General features: G+C 53.1%; 23 protein-coding genes and 1 pseudogene. 22 read left to right on the top strand and 2 right to left on the bottom strand.

The annotated features are described in order from the left end of the window. Positions 1–11: 11 nt before the first annotated feature. The 16 genes from ftsY (at position 12) to ACE99V_RS01570 (ending at position 13,719) form a co-directional block, all read left to right on the top strand. On the top strand, positions 12–1,013 hold the full coding sequence (gene ftsY / locus ACE99V_RS01645; RefSeq protein ID WP_400489217.1) for a signal recognition particle-docking protein FtsY: 1,002 nt from the start codon (positions 12–14) through the stop codon (positions 1,011–1,013). Between the two features lie 134 nt (positions 1,014–1,147). After that, on the top strand, positions 1,148–1,486 hold the full coding sequence (locus tag ACE99V_RS01640; protein WP_400489216.1) for a putative DNA-binding protein: 339 nt from the start codon (positions 1,148–1,150) through the stop codon (positions 1,484–1,486). A gap of 10 nt (positions 1,487–1,496) precedes the next feature. Then, entirely contained in the window at positions 1,497–2,906 is a 1,410-nt protein-coding gene (gene ffh / locus ACE99V_RS01635) for a signal recognition particle protein (RefSeq protein ID WP_400489215.1), read from the top strand. 109 nt (positions 2,907–3,015) lie between these two features. Next, a complete protein-coding gene (gene rpsP / locus ACE99V_RS01630) occupies positions 3,016–3,288 on the top strand; it encodes a 30S ribosomal protein S16 (RefSeq protein ID WP_198829599.1) in 273 nt (90 codons plus the stop codon). Positions 3,289–3,311: 23 nt separating this feature from the next. Beyond that, positions 3,312–3,539 carry a KH domain-containing protein gene (locus tag ACE99V_RS01625; protein ID WP_400489239.1) on the top strand — a complete coding sequence of 76 codons (228 nt, stop codon included), beginning with the start codon at positions 3,312–3,314 and terminating at the stop codon, positions 3,537–3,539. Between the two features lie 206 nt (positions 3,540–3,745). Continuing rightward, positions 3,746–4,264 carry a ribosome maturation factor RimM gene (gene rimM, locus ACE99V_RS01620; protein WP_400489214.1) on the top strand — a complete coding sequence of 173 codons (519 nt, stop codon included), beginning with the start codon at positions 3,746–3,748 and terminating at the stop codon, positions 4,262–4,264. A 15-nt stretch (positions 4,265–4,279) separates the two neighbouring features. Continuing rightward, positions 4,280–5,032 (top strand): tRNA (guanosine(37)-N1)-methyltransferase TrmD, encoded by a 753-nt coding sequence (gene trmD / locus ACE99V_RS01615; RefSeq protein WP_400489213.1) that lies wholly within the window; start codon positions 4,280–4,282, stop codon positions 5,030–5,032. A gap of 150 nt (positions 5,033–5,182) precedes the next feature. Beyond that, positions 5,183–5,530, top strand: coding sequence for a 50S ribosomal protein L19 (gene rplS / locus ACE99V_RS01610; protein WP_400489212.1), 348 nt, complete (start codon positions 5,183–5,185; stop codon positions 5,528–5,530). A gap of 179 nt (positions 5,531–5,709) precedes the next feature. Next, the gene (lepB, locus tag ACE99V_RS01605) at positions 5,710–6,267 is read left to right on the top strand and encodes a signal peptidase I (RefSeq protein ID WP_400489211.1); all 558 of its coding nucleotides are present in this window, start codon (positions 5,710–5,712) and stop codon (positions 6,265–6,267) included. 39 nt (positions 6,268–6,306) lie between these two features. Beyond that, positions 6,307–7,200, top strand: a complete 894-nt coding sequence (gene ylqF, locus ACE99V_RS01600) for a ribosome biogenesis GTPase YlqF (protein WP_400489210.1) — start codon at positions 6,307–6,309, stop codon at positions 7,198–7,200. Positions 7,201–7,278: 78 nt separating this feature from the next. Continuing rightward, a complete protein-coding gene (gene rnhB / locus ACE99V_RS01595) occupies positions 7,279–8,055 on the top strand; it encodes a ribonuclease HII (protein WP_400489209.1) in 777 nt (258 codons plus the stop codon). Positions 8,056–8,087: 32 nt separating this feature from the next. Beyond that, on the top strand, positions 8,088–9,977 hold the full coding sequence (locus tag ACE99V_RS01590) for a TP0910 N-terminal domain-containing protein (RefSeq protein WP_400489208.1): 1,890 nt from the start codon (positions 8,088–8,090) through the stop codon (positions 9,975–9,977). Further along, positions 9,974–10,270: an EscU/YscU/HrcU family type III secretion system export apparatus switch protein gene (locus ACE99V_RS01585; protein WP_400489206.1), complete on the top strand. Its 297-nt coding sequence runs from the start codon at positions 9,974–9,976 to the stop codon at positions 10,268–10,270. Before ACE99V_RS01590 ends, ACE99V_RS01585 begins: the two co-directional genes overlap by 4 nt. Next, entirely contained in the window at positions 10,267–10,629 is a 363-nt protein-coding gene (locus tag ACE99V_RS01580) for a YraN family protein (protein WP_400489205.1), read from the top strand. The genes ACE99V_RS01585 and ACE99V_RS01580 overlap by 4 nt, the downstream gene beginning before the upstream one ends. Before the next feature lie 325 nt (positions 10,630–10,954). Then, entirely contained in the window at positions 10,955–11,887 is a 933-nt protein-coding gene (locus ACE99V_RS01575) for an ABC transporter permease (protein ID WP_400489204.1), read from the top strand. A gap of 296 nt (positions 11,888–12,183) precedes the next feature. Next, positions 12,184–13,719 carry a YifB family Mg chelatase-like AAA ATPase gene (locus tag ACE99V_RS01570; protein WP_400489203.1) on the top strand — a complete coding sequence of 512 codons (1,536 nt, stop codon included), beginning with the start codon at positions 12,184–12,186 and terminating at the stop codon, positions 13,717–13,719. Positions 13,720–13,897: 178 nt separating this feature from the next. Here ACE99V_RS01570 and ACE99V_RS01565 read toward each other — a convergent pair whose 3' ends face one another. Further along, entirely contained in the window at positions 13,898–14,140 is a 243-nt protein-coding gene (locus ACE99V_RS01565) for a cation:dicarboxylate symporter family transporter (protein WP_400489202.1), read from the bottom strand. Between the two features lie 114 nt (positions 14,141–14,254). Between ACE99V_RS01565 and ACE99V_RS01560 the strand changes: the two genes are divergently transcribed. The 5 genes from ACE99V_RS01560 (at position 14,255) to cyoD (ending at position 18,632) form a co-directional block, all read left to right on the top strand. Next, the gene (locus ACE99V_RS01560) at positions 14,255–14,467 is read left to right on the top strand and encodes a hypothetical protein (protein WP_400489201.1); all 213 of its coding nucleotides are present in this window, start codon (positions 14,255–14,257) and stop codon (positions 14,465–14,467) included. Positions 14,468–14,751: 284 nt separating this feature from the next. Beyond that, positions 14,752–15,699: a cytochrome c oxidase subunit II gene (gene coxB, locus ACE99V_RS01555; protein ID WP_400489200.1), complete on the top strand. Its 948-nt coding sequence runs from the start codon at positions 14,752–14,754 to the stop codon at positions 15,697–15,699. Positions 15,700–15,722: 23 nt separating this feature from the next. Next, on the top strand, positions 15,723–17,693 hold the full coding sequence (locus ACE99V_RS01550) for a cbb3-type cytochrome c oxidase subunit I (protein WP_400489199.1): 1,971 nt from the start codon (positions 15,723–15,725) through the stop codon (positions 17,691–17,693). Then, entirely contained in the window at positions 17,693–18,307 is a 615-nt protein-coding gene (cyoC, locus tag ACE99V_RS01545; protein WP_400489198.1) for a cytochrome o ubiquinol oxidase subunit III, read from the top strand. The genes ACE99V_RS01550 and cyoC overlap by 1 nt, the downstream gene beginning before the upstream one ends. Before the next feature lies 1 nt (position 18,308). Beyond that, the gene (gene cyoD / locus ACE99V_RS01540) at positions 18,309–18,632 is read left to right on the top strand and encodes a cytochrome o ubiquinol oxidase subunit IV (RefSeq protein ID WP_400489197.1); all 324 of its coding nucleotides are present in this window, start codon (positions 18,309–18,311) and stop codon (positions 18,630–18,632) included. A gap of 554 nt (positions 18,633–19,186) precedes the next feature. Here the strand turns inward: cyoD and ACE99V_RS01535 are convergent. After that, positions 19,187–19,642, bottom strand: a complete 456-nt coding sequence (locus ACE99V_RS01535; protein WP_400489196.1) for a GNAT family N-acetyltransferase — start codon at positions 19,640–19,642, stop codon at positions 19,187–19,189. A 352-nt stretch (positions 19,643–19,994) separates the two neighbouring features. Here ACE99V_RS01535 and ACE99V_RS01530 point away from each other — a divergent pair. Beyond that, a pseudogene (locus tag ACE99V_RS01530) lies at positions 19,995–20,147 on the top strand (magnesium chelatase subunit ChlI family protein); the annotation flags it as partial. Between the last annotated feature and the right edge of the window lie 41 nt (positions 20,148–20,188).

Genomic DNA, 20,188 nt, shown 5'->3' with positions numbered 1-20,188 from the left:
GGAAGATGACCATGAGCTTTTTCAAAAAACTGCGTGACGCGATCGTGCAAAAGTCGGAAGCCGTCACGCAAAAGTTCACCGAAGGATTGACCAAAACCAGAGACCTGCTGGTGGAAAAAGTGGAGGATTTGGTTCGCCGCTATAAAAAAATTGACGAGAACTTCTTTGAAGAGTTGGAAGAGATTTTGATTTCCGCAGACGTTGGCGTCAACACGGTGATGGAATTGATCGACGACCTGCGCGGCGAGGTGCGAAAACACAAAATTGAAAACGCGATGGACCTGCAGCCGGTTCTCTCCGAGAAGCTGGTGGCCCTCCTGAAAAACGACGAAGCCCAGGATGCGACGCTGAACGTACAGGACGGGAGACTCAATGTCATCCTGTTCGTCGGCGTAAACGGCGTGGGGAAAACGACAACCATCGGCAAGATGGCGCATATGTTCAAACAACAAGGAAAAAAGGTGCTGCTTGCCGCGGGGGATACCTTCCGCGCGGCTGCCATTGAACAACTGGAGGTATGGGGCCAGCGCGTCGGCGTCGAGGTAATCAAACACCAACAGGGTGCCGACCCCGCGGCGGTCATTTACGACGCCGTACAGGCAGCCAAGTCCCGCGGAGTCGACATCCTTTTGTGCGACACGGCGGGTCGTCTGCAGAACAAGGTAAACCTGATGGAAGAACTGAGCAAAGTGCATCGCGTGGTTCAGCGGGAACTGCCGGGAGCTCCGCACGAGGTGCTTTTGGTACTGGATGCCACCACAGGTCAAAACGCTCTGTCCCAGGCCAAGACGTTCGGCCAGTCCGCAGGTGTCACCGGCATCGTGCTGACCAAGTTGGACGGAACTGCCAAGGGCGGTATCGTCATCGCCATTCGCAACGAACTGAACATTCCGGTGAAATACGTGGGGCTGGGAGAAAAAATGGATGACCTGCAGCCGTTTGATCCGGAGCAGTTCGTTCATGCGCTGTTCGCCGGTCTGATTGAGAAGGAAGTTCAGGAAGAACAGGCGTGATTCGTCAGATAAAAACTCTTGTCAACAAAAATCCTTGACAGTGCATCGGGAATTGAGTAGTATAGTTATCGGGCTGTAAAGGAAAAAGCTTTACAGGTTCGATTCGAGTACCTCTCAGGCAAAGGATTGGTTTCATGCTGGAGAAGACCAATCAAGTGAATCTCTTGTTCGACTTTTACGCCTCGCTATTGAAAGGCAAGCAGCGAGAGTATTTGGAGCTGTACTATCTCGACGATCTCTCGCTCGGAGAAATCGCCGAGATGCATGAGGTCAGCCGCCAGGCCGTATACGACCATATCAAGCGTGCTGAGAAACAGCTTTTTGAATACGAGGAAAAGCTGTTGCTGGCAGCCAAGCACGAGCAGCGTCTCGCCATTCTGAAAAGGATGGAGCACGTGGTCCAAGGGCTCGGCGAAAGTGCCGCAAGAGAGGAACTGAAAGCTTTGCTCCGCCAACTGTCAGAGATGGATTAGGAGGGCTCGTATGGCGTTTGAAAGTTTGGCAAGTCGGCTGCAGAGTGCATTTGACAGACTTCGCGGCAGAGGCAAGATCGATGAAACCGTCGTGAACGAAGCGATGCGGGAAGTTCGACTGGCCCTGTTGGAAGCCGACGTTAACTTTAAAGTAGTAAAAGAGTTCGTCGCTCGCGTCAAGGAGCGGGCGATTGGACAAGAGGTAATGAAGAGCCTGACCCCTGGTCAAATGGTGATCAAGGTCGTCAACGAAGAGCTGACGGAACTGATGGGCGGCAATGTAGCCAAGCTTGCCGTCGCCAACCGACCGCCGACCGTCGTGATGATGGTGGGTCTGCAGGGGGCCGGTAAGACAACCACGACCGGTAAGCTGGCCAAGTACCTTCAAAAGCAGAACCGCAAACCGCTCTTGGTTGCGGCCGATATTTACCGCCCTGCTGCGATCAAGCAGCTGCAGGTGCTGGGTGAACAGGTGCAAGCTCCCGTCTTTTCGCTGGGAGATCAGGTAAGTCCGGTGGAGATTGCCAAGCAGGCCATTGAGCATGCCAAGGCAAACCACCTCGATTACGTGCTGATCGATACCGCCGGCCGCCTGCACATCGACGAGGCCTTGATGGACGAGTTGAAGCAGGTGCGCGAGGTAGCCAAGCCCGATGAGATCCTGCTCGTCGTCGACGCGATGACAGGTCAGGACGCGGTCAATGTGGCGGAAAGCTTTAACAGCCAGCTGGAGATCTCCGGTGTGATCCTCACCAAGCTGGACGGCGATACGCGCGGCGGTGCCGCCCTCTCCGTCAAAGCGGTGACCGGCAAGCCGATCAAGTTCGCTGCGATGGGCGAGAAGCTGGACGCGCTGGAGCCGTTCCATCCGGACCGCATGGCGTCCCGCATCCTCGGCATGGGCGACGTGCTTAGCCTGATTGAAAAAGCACAGGCCTCCGTCGATGAAGAGAAGGCGCGGGAAATGGAGAAACAGATGCGTCAAGGGGAGTTCACCTTTGACATGTTCCTGGACTCCATGCAGCAGATGCGCAACCTCGGACCCCTGGAAGACATTCTGGGTATGCTGCCCGGCATGAACAAAATGAAGGGCCAGTTGAAGGTGGACGAGAAGCAAATTGCCCGCGTGGAAGCGATCGCCAAGTCGATGACCAAGGCGGAGCGCGCCAACCCCGATCTGTTGAACGCCAGCCGGCGCAAGCGGATCGCGGCCGGTAGCGGCACCTCGATCCAGGAAGTGAACCGGTTCATCAAGCAGTTTGAAGAAATGAAAAAGATGATGAAACAGTTCACCGGCGTGGCCGACAAGATGAAAAAGAAGGCGAAGAAAAAAGGCTTCGGGTTTCCCTTCATGGGGAAAGGCGGAAATCCCCCGGGAGGCATGAACTTCCCGTTCAACAACAAACCGCCGTTTAAATGATCTGTGCTTGAACTCTCTTCACGCCCGCATTCGCCGTGGTGTGATGGTTCAGATATAAAGAGTCAACAACGTTGGTTACGGCGTTGATCCATACAGGAGGTGAAACAACATGGCAGTGAAAATTCGTCTGAAGCGCATGGGTTCCAAGAAAGCTCCTTTCTACCGTGTCGTAGTGGCTGACTCCCGTTCCCCGCGTGATGGCCGTTTCATTGAGGAAATCGGTTACTACAATCCGGTTGCTCAACCGGCTGTTGTCAACATCGACACAGAGAAAGCTGTTCAATGGATTTTGAACGGCGCCGCTCCAACCGATACTGTTCGCAACCTGCTTTCCAAAGCCGGTGTTCTTGCGAAAGTACACGAAACCAAATACGGTAAGTAAGCCACTCAATCGGGGGTCTGATGATGAAAGCGTTGGTCGAAACGATCGCAAAAGCTCTCGTAGATCATCCTGATGAGGTTCGGGTTAACGCAGTGGAGAAAGAGCGTACCCTTGTTTACGAATTGTCCGTGCATCCTGACGACATGGGCAAGATCATCGGAAAACAGGGACGCATCGCCAAGGCGCTGCGAACCGTAGTGACGGCCGCTTCCGTCGATACCGACAAGCGCGTCACGGTTGAAATTGTATGAAAAAAGGCTGGGAGCTCTCCCAGCCTTTTTTATGGATAAGAATAGCTATCGCCGAGTGGGTGAAGCGTTAGCTATAGTCGGGTGGGTTATTTTGGGTCGATCCAAATCGGTGAAATGCGGGATGAAAGGATAGGCGCAGTGGAAATCATGTTAGAAGACGGCATCCTTTTCGATATTCGGCACGATGTGCAAGGAGGTAGACACGCGTGAGCCAAACGCGTTTTTATACGGTAGGCAAGCTGGTCAACACGCACGGCCTGCGGGGAGAGGTCAGAGTGCTCTCGACGACCGACTTTCCCGACGAGCGGTTTCAAAAAGGCAGCGAGCTGTATTTGTTTCACCCGTCCCTCTCCCAACCTGTAAAACTGACGGTGGCTTCCCGTCGGTCGCACAAGGATTTTGAAATTATCAGCTTTCAGGGATACCCAACGATCAATGATGTGGAAAAGTTCAAGGGCGGCGAGTTGAAAATCTCGGAAGAACAGCTGATGGAGCTGGAGGATGACGAATACTACATACACCAGCTGGTTGGCTGTGAGGTGTTTACGGACGAAGGAGAATTGCTGGGCAAGATTGTCGATGTCCTGCAGCCAGGAGCCAATGACGTCTGGGTGGTAAAAGGCAAGCGCGGAGAGATCCTGCTCCCTTTTATCGACGACTGCATCAAGGAAGTGGATATCGAGGGCAAGCGGGTCGTTTGCCACTTGATGGAAGGCTTGCTCTAGAAGGAGGACTCCTGTATGCGCATAGACGTACTTACCCTGTTTCCTGAGATGTTCTCCGGCGTCTTCTCTTCCAGTATCCTGGGCAAGGCGCAGGAAAGAGGAATCGTGGATATTCATGTGACCAACTTCAGAGAGTTCTCGGAAAGCAAACACGGGACGGTGGATGATACGCCCTACGGCGGAGGAGGCGGCATGGTGCTGAAACCGGAGCCTCTTTTTCGTGCCGTGGAAGCGATTGAAAGCGGGACCAAGCCGCGGGTCATCCTGATGTGTCCGCAGGGGAAGCCGTACAATCAAAGGCTGGCCGAGGAGCTGGCCAAGGAAGAGCATCTCGTCTTTATCTGCGGTCATTACGAGGGGTACGATGAACGAATCCGCCAATTTCTCGTAACCGATGAGATATCGATTGGCGATTACGTATTGACCGGCGGCGAGCTGGCTGCGATGGTTGTGATCGACAGTATCGTCCGGCTGCAGCCGGGGGCGCTGGGCAATCAGATGTCGGCGGAAACGGATTCCTTTACTACCGGACTGTTGGAGTATCCCCACTACACCCGTCCCGCCGAGTTCCGCGGCTGGAAAGTGCCCGATATTTTGCTGTCCGGCCACCATGCCAACATTGAGCGCTGGCGTCTGAAGGAGTCACTGCGGCGTACCCGTGAACGGAGGCCGGAACTGCTGGAGAAACTGGACTTGACTGAGGAAATGAAGCAGCTGTTGGCTGAGCTGGAACAGGAAGAAAAAAAACAGGGACAATCTATGGAATAACTCTTGTAGTTGAACGTACTGTATGCTATTATACTTCTTGTGGCAATTTTGCCCGCTGACTAAGGCGGTCCGCTACTCGTATCTCAGTTTTACATAACTGAGCCGTAATGGAGACGAGTAAGAACGTCTGATCGGAAGGAGGGAATTGAGATGAATCAAATGATCCGTGAATTGGAAAAAGAACAATTGAAACAGGACATTCCTGCGTTCCGACCTGGTGACACCGTTCGTGTTCACGTAAAGGTTATCGAGGGTCAGCGCGAGCGTATTCAGCTTTTTGAAGGCGTTGTGATCCGTCGTCGCGGCACAGGCGTTAGCGAAACGTTTACCGTTCGTAAGATCTCTTACGGCGTTGGCGTTGAGCGTACCTTCCCGGTGCACTCTCCGAAGATCGACAAGATCGAAGTCGTGCGCCATGGTAAAGTGCGTCGTGCGAAGCTGTACTATCTGCGTGACCGCGTGGGTAAAGCGGCACGTATTAAGGAAATTCGTCGATAAGCAGTTGTTTCCCATAAAAAGGGGGTCTGGTCTGATATCCAGACCTCTTTTTTCGAATTCGGGGCCCCGCCCGGCGCAGCGGTAGCTATTGCCGGGTGGGTTATTTCCCATTTATGAACACTTCTCCATACGAACCAACGGCAGAGAATACGCAGGCCAAAAGCAGGAGGATAATAACGATGAGTGAAGAAGTCACCTCCAGCCGTGGCAAAAACGAAGCCTGGGAATGGATCAAGGCTCTCGGCATTGCCATCGCATTAGCGTTTTTGATTCGCACATTCCTGTTTGCTCCGTTTATCGTCGAGGGCGAATCGATGGAAACGACCTTACATAACGAAGAAAAGCTCGTGGTCAACAAAGCGATCTACTTTCTGCAGGAGCCAGAGCGGGGCGATATTATCGTTTTTCACGCGGAAGCGAAGCGCGATTATATCAAGCGGGTCATCGCCGTTGCCGGTGACACGGTGGAAGTGCGTAACGACCAGCTCTACCTGAATGAAAAACCGGTAGAAGAACCTTATCTGGCAGAGAAACGAAAACAGGCTGAAAAAGAAGGCGTTCCCCTAACCGAGGATTTCGGTCCGGTGAAAGTGCCGGAGGGGCAAATCTTCGTGATGGGTGACAATCGTCAGAACAGCCGGGACAGCCGGGCGATTGGCCCCGTGGATCTAGATACAGTGGTCGGACGGGCAGAATTTGTTTTTTGGCCGTTGAACCAGGCTCGCATAACGCGATAACCTGACAGCGTCAATCATAGTGCAAGGGTGGTGAGAAGAATGACGATTCAGTGGTTCCCTGGACATATGGCAAAGGCGCGCAGACAGGTAACGGAAAAACTGAAGCAAATTGACGTCGTGATTGAATTGCTCGATGCCCGTCTGCCACTCTCCAGCCGTAACCCGATGATTGACGAAATCGTCAGCGGCAAACCGCGTTTGATTTTGCTGAACAAAGCGGATTTGGCCGATCCGGCAGTGACGGAAGAGTGGATGCAGTACTTCCGTGAACAGGGAATTCGTACGCTGCCGATTGATGCATTGAGCGGAAAAGGCGTGAACAAGCTTCCGACGATGTGTCAGGAACTGGCGGCAGACATGCTGAACAAACGGGCCGAGCGAGGCATGCAGGCGCGGGCGATCCGCATTATGATTCTCGGCATCCCCAACGTAGGCAAGTCTTCGTTGATTAACCGCCTGGCCAAAAGATCTGTTGCGCAAACCGGCGACCGTCCGGCTGTAACCAAGGCTCAGCAGTGGGTAAAAATGGGCGATACCCTGGAGCTGTTGGACACTCCCGGTATTCTCTGGCCGAAGTTTGAAGACCAGATGGTGGGTCTGCGATTGGCGGCAAGCGGCGCCATAAAAGACGAACTGATCGACTTCACTGAAGTGGCCCTGTTTGTGATCCGTTACATGATGCATTACTATCCGGAGCGGCTGGTGGAGCGGTTCAAGCTGAAGGAACTCCCGGAAGACCGGATCCGGATGCTGGAGGAAATCGGGAAAAAACGGGGATGTCTTGTATCCGGCGGCGAGATCGACTACGACAAGGCAGCGGAAATTTTTTTGCGTGAACTCCGCTCCGGAAAACTGGGTACGATTTCACTGGAGCGTCCAGCCGACTGGGAAATGGAGGAGCCGATCGGAAAACCGACTCCCCTGGCAGAGTAAGCTGCGTATTCAGGTGATATCCGTCTATCAACAGGGTAGGCGGATTTTTTCATACATACCAAGAGGAGAAAGCAGTCAATGAACATAGCGGAACTGTCGATAATGGAAATACGGAACCTCATAGAAAAAATGGACGAAGTGCCGAAAGATTTTTTACAATTGCTTCAAGCAGACAAGCGTAAAGGCGTGCACGAACTGGCTCGGCAGGTAGAAGCTGCTCAAGCCAGGCAGGCCAGACTTGCGGCTCAGTGGGAAGAGATGACGAAGTACGAGCGATTGTACCGTTCACAGGGGAAGACGCACGTGTTTGGGGTGGACGAAGTGGGGAGAGGCCCGCTGGCAGGCCCGGTCGTCGCCTGTGCCATATGTCTTCCGGCTGATTTCATCCTGCCGGGGCTTAACGACTCCAAAAAAGTGCCGCCAGCGATGCGCGAGGCGTTTTATGATGTGATCATGCGGGAGGCTGTCGCTGTAGGCATAGGTGTCGTTACTGCCGAACGCATTGACGAAATCAACATTTTGCAGGCGACGCGCGAGGCCATGCGACAAGCGATTGACGATGCGACCGTTTCCCCGGATCTCTGTCTGATCGATGCGGTTCAGCTTCCGGACGTTCCATACGAGCAGCTGCCGATAATCGGAGGGGATGCGAAAAGCGTCTCTATCGCGGCTGCTTCCATCGTGGCCAAAGTAACCCGCGACCAGATGATGGCCGAGTACGCCAGACAGTATCCGCAGTACGGATTTGACAAAAATGCTGGCTACGGGACGGCCGAGCATCTGCAAGCTTTGCAAACCTACGGGCCATGCCCCATACACAGACGGACGTTTACCGGCGTAATTCAACAGGCTTAACATGCGTGCCATTAAAGGAGGAGGAGTCGATCGTGTTTTTTGCCTCGCAGCTTGTACATTCCATGACGAGGAGCGGTACCGTACCGCCTAAACCTGTTGAGCTTCAGCCCGGGCAGGTGTTCAAGGGTACCGTGCTAAAGCTGTATCCGGACAACATGGCGCTTGTTCAGATCGGCGGCAAAGAGGTACAGGCGAAACTGGAAACCAACCTGGAAGTGGGGCAAAAAGCGTGGCTGCAGGTTCAGCCTTCGAACGGTGTCGTTACGCTGAAAGTGTTGACAGCGCCAGGTCAGTCATCCGAAGTTCAGGAAGCAACCCTTGAAGGGCTGATGCGCACACTTGGGATAACGGATACAAAAGAAAACCGAAGTTTGGTGCAGGCGTTGGTCCAAGCCAATCTGCCTGTGGGAAAAGAGATCGCACAGCTGTTTACAGCCGTCTCAAAGAGCATTGGGGGATCCGATCCCGCCACGGTAGATGCCTTTCTGTTTGCCATCAAGCGCGGGTTGCCACTAACCACCGAGACCATAGCCGGTTTGAAGGCGTTTTTGTCAGAGAAGCCGCTGTCCCATGCCATACAAACCTTCCTCCGGCAAGCGGATCTGTTCCTCCAGAACGAGATACCACCAGCCGAATCGCTTGCCGCAAAACAATCAGCAGTTCCCCGGACACAGCAGGTCCCGCAACAGCTTCCCGTCCAGCAGATCGTGAGACAGCTGTCGGAAAAGATAGCCGGTTTGCCGCTTGCCCTGCCGGAATGGATCCCTGGTGAAGAAGCGGCAGGGGATGGTGCCGTGACCGGCCACAGGAATGTGGCACCAGCCTTTGCAGCACGTTTGGCTGGATCCTCTCAAACAGCATCAGTGGGCACACAGGCAGCATCCGTTGATAGGTCGTTGCAGCAAACGGTACCGGAGTCTGCAGGGACGAATCAAAAAGCGGCAGCACCGCCGTTCCCTCCCTCCGATCCAGCTCTAGCAGACAGTCTGTCGGAAGACGGCACCCAGATCCAGGGAAAGGCAAATGGCAAACCGCCAGTTGAGTCTTCCCATCCATCAGGAAACACCGCTCAAGCAGGAAGGAGACTTCCGCCTGACCCGACTCCTGTCAACCTCCCAAAGGATGTTCCGGGGCAAGCCCATGTTCAGGCGAATAAGAGCCATCCGGCGACGGAACGCACAGGTGTGAAACAAGAGGCTCCTGTACCGGTATTTTTTCAGGCAACAGACCCTCCCGCTTTTATGTCGACGGAACCGCAGCAAAGTGGTGTCGGACGGGCCAATCCCATTCAAGAGCTGTTTCGCGTGCTTGGCCTTTCCCATGAACGGGAGATTTTGGGACAGGGACTGTTGGCAGGGGCGTCGGATGCAGGCAAGCAGTTGGAGAACGTCAAGTCGCTTTTGCTGCAACTGTCTCAGGCTCCCGTCCAGGCGGTGCCGGCAAGTCTGCGTGAAGCGGCGGACACGCTTTTGCAGCACGTAACCGGACAGCAGTTGATGTTGGTCCAGCCGTCTGCGCAGCTCCTATCCCAGTTGGTCATGCAAATTCCAATCCGTACACAGCAGGGGGAGGAGACGGCCTACGTTCAGGTGGAGTCCAAGAAGCGAGCCGGCGGTCAGTTGGACCCCGAGAACTGCCGTCTCTTTTTCCACCTGCAGCTGCAGCAGATTGGGGCTACGATGGTCGACGTCACAATCGTTAACCGCATCGTAAATGTGCAAGTCTACAACGACACCCCGTGGGTAGAGGAAGCGGCCCTTCAGATGAGGGACTATTTGGCCGGACAGCTCCGTGACGTCGGTTACCAGTTGTCCGGCATGCGGGTGCAAAGCATTCCCGACACGGGAGGCATGGCCGGCAGTAAGCCAGTGACGGGAGCCAGTCTGTACGGCGAATACAAAGGGGTGGACATCCGCATATGAACCAGTCTCCCAAGGAGAACGTTCCCAAACGTAAACAGGCGGTAGCACTGCGCTATCAGGCCGGTTTGATGGAAGCTCCCACCGTGATCGCCAAAGGAAAGGGATACGTCGCGGAAAATATTTTAAAAACTGCGATGGAAAACCGGATTCCCGTTCAGGAAGACCCTTCCCTGGTCGAAGTGTTGGGAAAACTGGATGTCCAGCAGCAAATCCCGCCCGAGCTGTATCAAGTGGTGGCGGAGATCCTCGCGTTCGTCTACCGATTGGACAAAGGAGGCGCGGCGAAACGATGAGCTTGCGGAGAAAACAGTTGGGCCAGAAAGGGGAGAGTGTGGCTGAGCGTTTTTTACAAAGTAAGGGGTACCAGACTGTCGCCCGTAATGTGAGGAGCCGGCACGGAGAAATCGATCTCATTGCGATGGACGGAGATACCCTCGTATTTGTGGAGGTTCGCACCCGTTCCGGTTTTGCGTACGGGACACCGACAGAGTCCGTCACCTGGAGGAAACGCAGGAAACTGCAGGAACTGGCCCTCGCATACTTGCAAAACTGCAGCCAGCCGGTAAAGCATTTTCGCTTCGACGTAATCGGCATTGTATACGTCCCCGCGGCTCTTCAGCCCCGGATTGACCACATCATCCACGCCTTTTGAGCAGCCGGACGAATCCAAGAAATAGGCTGGCCCACTGGGGATACGTCTACAGCAGAGAAAGTTGAATGCGCGTACGATGTAGTGTACTCGACGCGATGAAACTCCTCCAATCATCATTTCTTTCCCTTCCAGAGCAGCTGGAAGGGTTTTTTTTGTGTAAAAAGATAAAATAAAATTAATATTTAAAAAATACTGTGTTTTTTAAAATGAAATATCTTACACTCGTTGTGGTGAAAAATGGAAAAAGTACCCTGCGGGCACCTGAGTGTGGCTTCGCAAGGAAGTAATTCGGCGCAGTATCGCCACTAAGAGGGAGGAATTTCATATGGTCAAGTATTTGGCCAAGCGCGTTCTGTTCATGCTGCTCTCTTTGTTTTTAATTGTCACTGCCACGTTTTTTCTGATGAAAGCAGTCCCCGGCGGGCCGTTCACGCGGGAAAGAAATGTACCCGACGAAATCAAGGCGGCTCTGGAGCGGTATTACGAGTTGGACAAACCGTTGTTTGAACAGTATACGGATTATTTGGTCCGAGTCGTAACCTGGGACTTGGGACCGTCCTTCACGGAAAAATCTTCGACTGTCAACGACATGATCAACCGAGGTTTTCCGGTTTCGGCACATCTGGGGCTGCAGGCGCTGGCGATCGCCATCTTTGGCGGGATATCACTCGGAGTACTGGCTTCTCTTCGGCACGGCAAGTGGCAGGACTACACAGCCATGATGGTTGCCGTTCTCGGTTTATCCGTTCCGGCGTTTATCCTCGCTTCGTTCTACCAGTACTTTTTTGCAATCAAATGGGGAGTCTTTCCTATCGCAAAATGGGAGACGTTCGAACATACCGTTCTCCCCTCACTCGCGTTGTCGGCCGCACCGATGGCGTTTATCGCCCGGCTGATCCGCTCCAATATGATCGAGGTGCTGAACCAGGATTACATCAAAACCGCAAAGGCAAAGGGACTTGGCAGCCTTTCCATCGTGGCAAAACACGCGATTCGCAACGCTTTATTGCCGGTCATCACCTTTTTGGGGCCGCTCACCGCGGGAATCGTCACCGGTACGTTTGTGGTGGAACGTATATTTGGGGTACCCGGTCTGGGGCGCGAATTCGTCCTCTCCATTACCAACCGAGACTATACTGTCATCATGGGAACAACCGTTTTTTATGCCATTTTCCTCGTCGTAATGGTACTTCTGGTAGACATTGCTTACACGCTGATCGATCCGCGGATCAAGCTGTCTGATACTGGCAAAGAGTAATCTTCAAGGACTGGGGGTTGATCCCCAGTTTTTTTGCCGTATAAGAATTTAAAAATTTGGACATCCCATACAGCCGCTAGAAAAGTGTTCGGGGCCCCGCCCGGCGAAGAAAGGGACCCCACTCGGCACAGCGATAGCTAACGCCGAGTGGGTGGAGGATAGCTAATGCCGGGTGGGTTTTCTTGCGTCGCTTGCTGTCATGGTTTAGGCTGGGAGAAAGCCCCCTGCGGGGATCAGGGTATGGCTTCGCATGGGTGCGAATTCGACGTAGTTTCGCCACGATGAGGGGGAGAGCGATGTACGCGCGCAGTTATTCCGGGACAGTTTTTGGAATTGACGGAATGGTCGTTACGGTGGAAATTGATATTGCGAACGGGTTGCCGCAGTTCGATCTGGTAGGATTGGGAGGGTCGGCGGTAAAAGAGGCGAGAGACCGTGTGCGGGCAGCCTTGCGAAATGCCGGATTCGAGTTTCCGATGCAGCGGATCACGGTAAATCTGGCACCGGCCGACTTGCGCAAGGAGGGCTCAGGCTTTGACCTGGCAATCGCTTTGGGGATCCTGCTGTCCTCAGAGCAAATGCCGCCTCGTCCGGAAGCGGTTCTTGTACTAGGCGAACTGGCGCTTGACGGAGCGCTGCGTCCGGTTTCCGGCGTATTGCCCATCTTGCTTGCCGCAAAGCATCAGGGATTTACTCACGTCATCCTGCCGACCCCCAATGCAGCAGAGGCTTATCTCGTAGATCTTATCGTCATGCCAGCCAGTGACTTGTCCGAAGCCGTAAGCTATTGGAAGCAGGAACGGGAGGTGCCGCAACGACCGGCAAACTGCTGCCGTGAGCATGCCGACTCTCGCACCGCTCGTGCCGACTTCGGTCATGTTTATGGACAGGCATACGTCAAACGGGGATTGGAGGTAGCGGCAGCCGGCTTCCACAACGTGTTGCTGGTCGGCCCTCCAGGTTCGGGTAAAACGATGCTGGCCAATTGCATGCCCACCATTATGCCTCAAATGACAACAGACGAGTCGTATGAAGTGACGAAAATATACAGCATAGCCGGTCATTTGACGAGCAAAAGCGGACTCATCCGGGAGCGGCCGTTTCGTGCGCCCCATCACACCATAACGGCTACGGCGCTGATTGGGGGAGGTTCACAAATTCCCCGGCCCGGCGAATGCAGTTTGTCTCACGGCGGAATCCTCTTTCTCGATGAAATGCCTGAGTTTTCCCGACATGTCTTGGAGGTGCTGCGACAGCCGCTGGAGTCCGGGCTGGTCACCATTGGTCGCTCCAAACAGGTTTTTACCTTCCCCGCAAGATTCCTGCTGGTAGGGTCGCTGAATCCGTGTCCGTGTGGCTTTTACGGTTCGCGCGACCAGCGCGAGTGCTCGTGTACGCCTCAACAAATTCAGAAGTACCGGTCCAAACTGTCCGGACCGCTGCTGGACCGGATCGATCTTCATCTGGAAGTGCCGCGTGTCCCCGTTCTTCTGCTTCATGAGCGTACCGACGCGGAGTCATCGGAAACCATCCGGAAACGGGTCGAAATAGCCCGATCCATCCAGTTGAAGAGGTTTTCCCATCGGCCGGCCTGTCCGTTTAACAGCGCGATGAACGGGGAGGAACTGCGACGACATGCCCAAATCGACGGTGATGGGCGGGATATGCTTCGTCTTGCTTTTGAAACGCTGGGACTCAGTGCACGTGGGTATAATCGGATCGTCAAGGTGGCACGTACCATTGCCGACCTGGATCAGTCAGATCACATCCAGTCTTCGCACGTGGCGGAAGCGATCCGCTACCGGGCGTTGGATCGCGGGGTGGCGGGGTGAGCTGTCCGAAGAAAGGCTCGGGATTGGATTTACAAATCAAACTCGGCGGAATCAGTGACTTGTGTGAGTTGAATTACCGTAAACAGGGAGAAGATCATTGGTAAGTAGGCAGAGAAAAGGATAACTCGCTAGTCTTTTACAAGAGCAGTGAGGCAGGTAAAGGACTTGGTAGCTGCATTTATGAATAAGGATAAACCAAAAATCGTAACATTCCCGTGCCCTTTCCGGGAAGAGCATACTCGTCCCATTTTGCCTCGGCTACGGATGAAAATACAGGCCCCATCACATTCACTGATGTACGTACCATGTCAATGATTCGGTCGATCCCAATCATGAGGGTTACACCTTCAGCAGGTGTGTACAGCGGCAGCGCGACCCGCCATCGGTAGCGCTGTTTTCCCGTTTCAATAGGGCTGTACACAAAAAACGACAATTTTTTAACGATAATTTGAACAAAAAGTGAACAACAAGTGAATTTTGTGTTACAATGGAAACAACATGTTGAACGAAAATACAATGACAGGGGTCATAGGCCATGAATCATGATAAAAAAGCAGCGGACACACTAAGATGGATGGCTTGGACGTCCATCATGATCGGATTCGTATTGTTTGCTTTTAATGTTACCGATTTCAGGTCCGAGAATTTCCTGCTGATGATGTCAATCGGATTTTTGATCGCGGGGATGAACATCTTCCTGTTGAGCACGGTTTTCCGATTGCTGCATATCGGCAAGCAGGAAGTGTAAACGAACAATCTAAGATCCAGCCTCTCAAGAGATTTCTTGGGAGGTTTTTTTTGTTCAAAAAACACCCAGTAATGGATAAGATCAGCCAGCAGAAGAACTTCATAACAAACTTTTGATCAACTTGTGAATGCTTGGTGAACGCCTTGTTACAGAAAAACAACGAAATCTTGAACTGACGTACAAAATGCCCCCTCTTTGATAGGATGTAGGTGCAGCAAAGACATGGTGTTTGTTTTATACCAATAGAAGAAGAGACTTGCCCGATTGAAGAAGGGGGAGGAGAAATGAGTACAAAAAAGCTGGGTAGACAGGTCTTTTTCTGGAGCATGGCCATATGGGCCAGCGTCCTGTTGAGCGGATGCGGGAGCGAATATCTGGTGCTGCATCCAAAAGGACCTGTAGCCGAGACGCAGTACAATCTCATCAAAATCTCTGTCATTCTGTGTGCGCTCATCGTGGTACCTGTACTGGCGCTTACCGCCTTTATCGTCTGGCGGTATCGGGACACACCGGACAACAAGGCTCCCTACAAGCCAAACTGGACGCACAATACGACACTTGAGGTGGTCTGGTGGGGGATTCCGGTTGTCATCGTTGCCCTGTTGGGTTATTTCACGGTGAGGGATACCTATGCACTGACTGAACCGCCGAACAAGGAAACCAAGCCGATCACGATTCAAGTTACATCGCTCGACTGGAAATGGTTGTTTACTTATCCTGAACAAAATATTGCCACAGTCAACTATGTGCCGATTCCGGCCGGGGTGCCCGTCCAGTTTGAGCTTACATCCGATGCACCGATGAACTCCTTCTGGGTGCCGCAGCTCGCCGGACAGACCTACTCGATGCCGGGGATGGCGATGGGCCTTTGGCTGCAAGCGGACGAACCGGGCGAGTACTACGGATCGGGCGCCAACTTTACGGGTGAAGGCTTTGCGCACATGCAGTTCAAAGTAATTGCGAAACCGCAGGCCGAGTTTGATGAATGGGTGAAGCAGGCGAAAAACACTTCTCCGGCAATGACAAAAGCCGATTACGAGAAGCTGTCCAAGCCAGGCTTGTCTGAACGATTGACCTTCTCATCGTTCCCTGCGGGATTGTTTGAAGAAATCGTGAAGAAAAACGGGCACGGCCATGAACACATGAACCATTACAAAAACAACCTGAAGTCTGAAACCGGAGCTGCCAACCAGCATGACACGTCCGGAATGACACACACGAATCATCATTAACCGAGAGGGAGGAGGAACACCGAATGTGGGAGAACATCAAGTCTTTCGCATCCACGTTTTTTGTCACTGGTGACCCGCTGATCTACGGGGCGGATGTTTCTATCGTCCTCACCATGGCAGCCATCATCTTTGTTCTGACCAAGTACAAAAAGTGGGGATGGCTGTGGCGTGAATGGCTGACAACCGTTGACCACAAAAAGATCGGGATCATGTACCTGATCGCGTCGCTTCTGATGCTGTTCCGCGGCGGGGTGGACGCGCTCTTGATGCGTTTGCAGCTGGCGCTTCCCGAAATACAGTTTTTGCACTCCGATCACTACAATGCCATCTTTACCACGCACGGGACGATCATGATCCTGTTCATGGCGATGCCGATGATGTTTGCGCTCTTTAACATTGTCGTCCCGCTGCAGATCGGCGCGCGCGACGTCGCCTATCCGTTTTTGAATGCCGTCAGCTTCTGGCTGTTCTTCTTCGGCGCGATGCTGTTCAACTTGTCATTTGTCATCGGGGGTTCCGCGGATTCCGGCTGGCTTGCCTATCCGCCGCTGTCAGAGAAGGCGTTTAGCCCCGGTGTCGGGCAGGACTTCTACATCTGGGGGATTCAGATTTCCGGTATCGGAAGTTTGGCGACTGGGATCAACTTCCTCGTTACCATCCTGAAAATGCGCGCGCCGGGCATGAAGCTGATGAAGATGCCGCTGTTCACCTGGTCGGTTCTGTCCAGCTGCATCACCATCATCTTCGCCTTCCCGATCCTGACGGTAACCCTGGCGCTGCTCTTCATCGACCGTTACCTGGGCGCCCATTTCTTTACCATGGATGGCGGCGGGAACCCGATGATGTATGTCAACCTGATCTGGATGTGGGGACACCCGGAAGTGTATATCGTGGTTCTGCCGGCCTTCGGGATCTTCTCCGAAATCGTGGCCACGTTCTCCAAGAAAGCGATTTTTGGTTACAAATCCATGGTGTTCGCCATGATCATCATCAGTATTCTCTCGTTCTTTACCTGGGTTCACCACTTCTTTACCATGGGTGCAGGCGCTGACGTGAACTCGTTCTTCGCGATCTCGACGATGGCGATTGCGATTCCGACCGGGGTGAAGGTATTCAACTGGCTGTTCACCATGTTCCGAGGACGGATCTCGTTCCAACAGCCGATGCTGTGGACGATTGCCTTTATCCCCTGCTTCCTGGTAGGGGGGGCTACCGGTGTCATGCTGGCTGTCGCTCCGGCGGATTATCAGTACCACAACAGCTATTTCCTGATCGCCCACTTCCACCAGGTGCTGATCGGCGGGGTCGTGTTTGGATACCTCGCAGGGATTTACTACTGGTGGCCGAAGATGTTCGGCTTCAAGCTGGATGAGCGTCTCGGCAAATGGGGCTTCTGGTTCTGGAACATCGGTTTCTACGTGTGCTTCATGCCGCAATACGCGCTTGGTTTCATGGGTATGACACGCCGCTACTACACGTACGGTTGGGACATGGGCTGGGCGCCGCTCAACCTGGTTTCCACGATCGGTGCATTCCTGATGGGGGCGGGCTTCGTCTTCCAGGTATGGCAGATCGCGTACAGCATCAAACACGGGGAGCGCGACACCACGGGCGACCCGTGGAACGGCCGGACGCTGGAATGGTCGATTCCGTCTCCGGCACCGTTGTACAACTTCGCCGTCGTTCCGCAGGTAAAAGAAGCGGACGACTGGTGGGTGACGAAACAGGCAAGAGCCAATGGCACGGCAAAAGAGGAGCCGGTTCATCTCGAACCGATCCACATGCCGAAAAACTCGGGAATTCCGTTTATCATGTCCGTCTTCTGGTTTATTGCCGGTTTTGGCTTCGTATGGGGCTGGACCTGGATGATCGTGATCGGTTTGGCAGGCGTGGGCGCATGCATGTGGGCGCGCTCCTTCCAATATGACACGGATTACTACATCCCGGTGGACGAAGTGAGACGCACGGAGGCTTCCCTGGGGAGGGCTGTGTAATGCAACAAGTCTTGACGCATCACGAACACGGGCATGCTCATGACCACGGGCACGAGGACCACGAATCTCTCAAGGTTCTCGGGTTCTGGATCTTCCTGGTCACCGACTGCATCCTGTTCGGTACGTTGTTTGCCACTTATGTTGTGTTGATGAACAATGTCGCCGGCGGCCCGACTGGAAAAGAGCTGTTCCAGATGCCGGGCGTTATCGCGGAGACATTTATTCTGTTGACAAGCAGCTTCACCAGCGGCCTGGCTACACTGGCCATGCACAAAGGAAACGTGAAGCAGCTGATCGGCTGGCTGGTCGTAACCGCCCTGCTGGGTCTGGCGTTTATCGGTTTGGAGGTTACCGAGTTCATGCACATGGTGGCGGAGGGAGCAGCCATCTCCACCAGCGCGTTCCTCTCCGCGTTTTACACGCTGGTCGGAACGCACGGCCTGCACGTGTCGCTGGGGTTGTTCTGGATGACTGCCTTGATGATCCAGCTCGCCCGCCGCGGCATTACACCGGTCACCCGCCGCAAGGTAACCAACCTCAGTCTGTACTGGCACTTCCTCGACGTCGTGTGGATCTTCCTGTTCACCGTTGTTTACCTGATGGGGGTGATGTAAGATGACGCATCATAACAGTCACGGTCAAGGAGGGAACCACGGTTCCCTCAAGTCGTATGTCATCGGTTTTGTCTTGTCGATTGTGCTGACCATTATTCCGCTGGTGCTCGTCATGAATCACGTCCTGAGCGGTACGGCGCTGGTTGTTGCGATCATGGTGATGGCTGTGCTGCAGCTTTTCGTCCAGCTGTTTTTCTTCATGCACATCCGCGAAGGGGAAAAGCCGCGCTACAATGTGCAGGCGTTGATCCTGGGGGCAGTGATTGTCTTTACCATCGTGGCCGGCTCCATGTGGATCATGACGTTCAACTCACAGGTTCAATAGGATGACAGGAAGAGAAAAGCTCACCCCTTAACGAGGGTGAGCTTTTTTTAGCATAAAGGAATTTATAAAATTGGACATCCCATACAGCCACTAGGAAAGTGTTCGGGGCCCCGCCCGGCGAAGAAAGGGACCCCACTCGGCTCAGCGATAGCTAACGCCGAGTGGGTTGAGGATAGCTAATGCCGGGTGGGTTTTCTTATCGTGTAGGAAAGTTTAAGGGCTTCACCGTGTGAAAGCGTCCTGAAATAAACTTTCCGGAACGCATAAAAAGTTTCCTCTAACGAAGAACCAGCTTCTTCGAGAGGGCTTCAATCGAAGCTTTTTTTACTTGATTTCGGAACCCCGCCTGTTAGAAATAGCGGGAAGGATCAGAATGTCCAGACCATTTCAAATCGAATTGCAAACAGGTCTTCGCTGCACGCTTGCGGCGAGGTTTATAAGCGTTCAACATCAACTCAAAAAATAATCCCAAACTTCTAGCCAGTTGTTAACCCTCACATAGCTATCTGTTAGTTTTTACAACGCCCCAAAAGGATGGACGCACAAGAACGAACTCATAATTCCTTTGTCATAAATACACTATTTGGGTCCTCAATGTAATCCGAAAACGGCTTACAATATTGAAACCCAAAACTTGCATATAGTCTTCTAGCTGGTTCGAAAGCATCCATTGAGCCAGTTTCCAGACTTAGCCGCTGATAGCCACGTCGCTTGGCTTCTTCAATGATGTGTTCAAGGATTCGCTTCGCTACACCCTTTCTTAGATGTGATGAAGAAGTTCGCATTGATTTTATCTCTCCATGTTGACCATCAAGTTCCTTAAGTGCCCCGCAACCAACTAATTCATCTTGTTCCCATGCACTCCAGAATGTAATTTCTGGACTTTTCAATCCCTCAAGATTTAGGGCATGTCTACTTTCTGGCGGGGAATGAAGTGCCATACTCTGAAGATGTTCCCCGATTAATGCCGCCACTTCAGATCCAGTTAAATCATCTAGTTTCATATCCAAAAAAATCACTCCACAGTCTCTATTATTTTAATCACTAATATACGTTTTATCTATTCATACTCAACCATCCTCCCTCTATGTAGGTTCACTTTTCTCTAAAATCCTGCGATTCTCGCAAGGTTTCGCGTTTTTTTGAAATCGTCCACAATCTTCGTCTATCTGCGACGACGTACGGCTATCGGATCGGGTATACACCGTGACAATCGCGGAGCTGTAGGGGGATGGGCAGATAACGGCCATGATTGTTTGGAAGACAGGATAGGTAACTTGCGAAAAAGGTTTTTTAGCGAAGCAAAGAATATGTAAAACGAAGAAATCTTCGAGAACGGGAGATTCAGCTGGAACGCTATCGTCAGCGACGTTGGGTCTTAGCTCCCAAGCCTACGACCGTATCATGAAAGGAGCCCCCACCATCGCCGATCTGGAGCAGTCCGAACGCATCGAGGCTTCTCATGTAGCGGAGGCGATCCGTTACCGGGCGTTGGATCGGGGAGTGGTGGGGTGAAGCCATGCGAAGGGTCCTATCTTCGTTCTATCTACACCCCG

Source organism: Brevibacillus soli, from assembly GCF_044759095.2.
GTDB lineage: Bacteria > Bacillota > Bacilli > Brevibacillales > Brevibacillaceae > JBIYSM02.
This window is presented reverse-complemented; position numbering and strand designations above follow the sequence as displayed.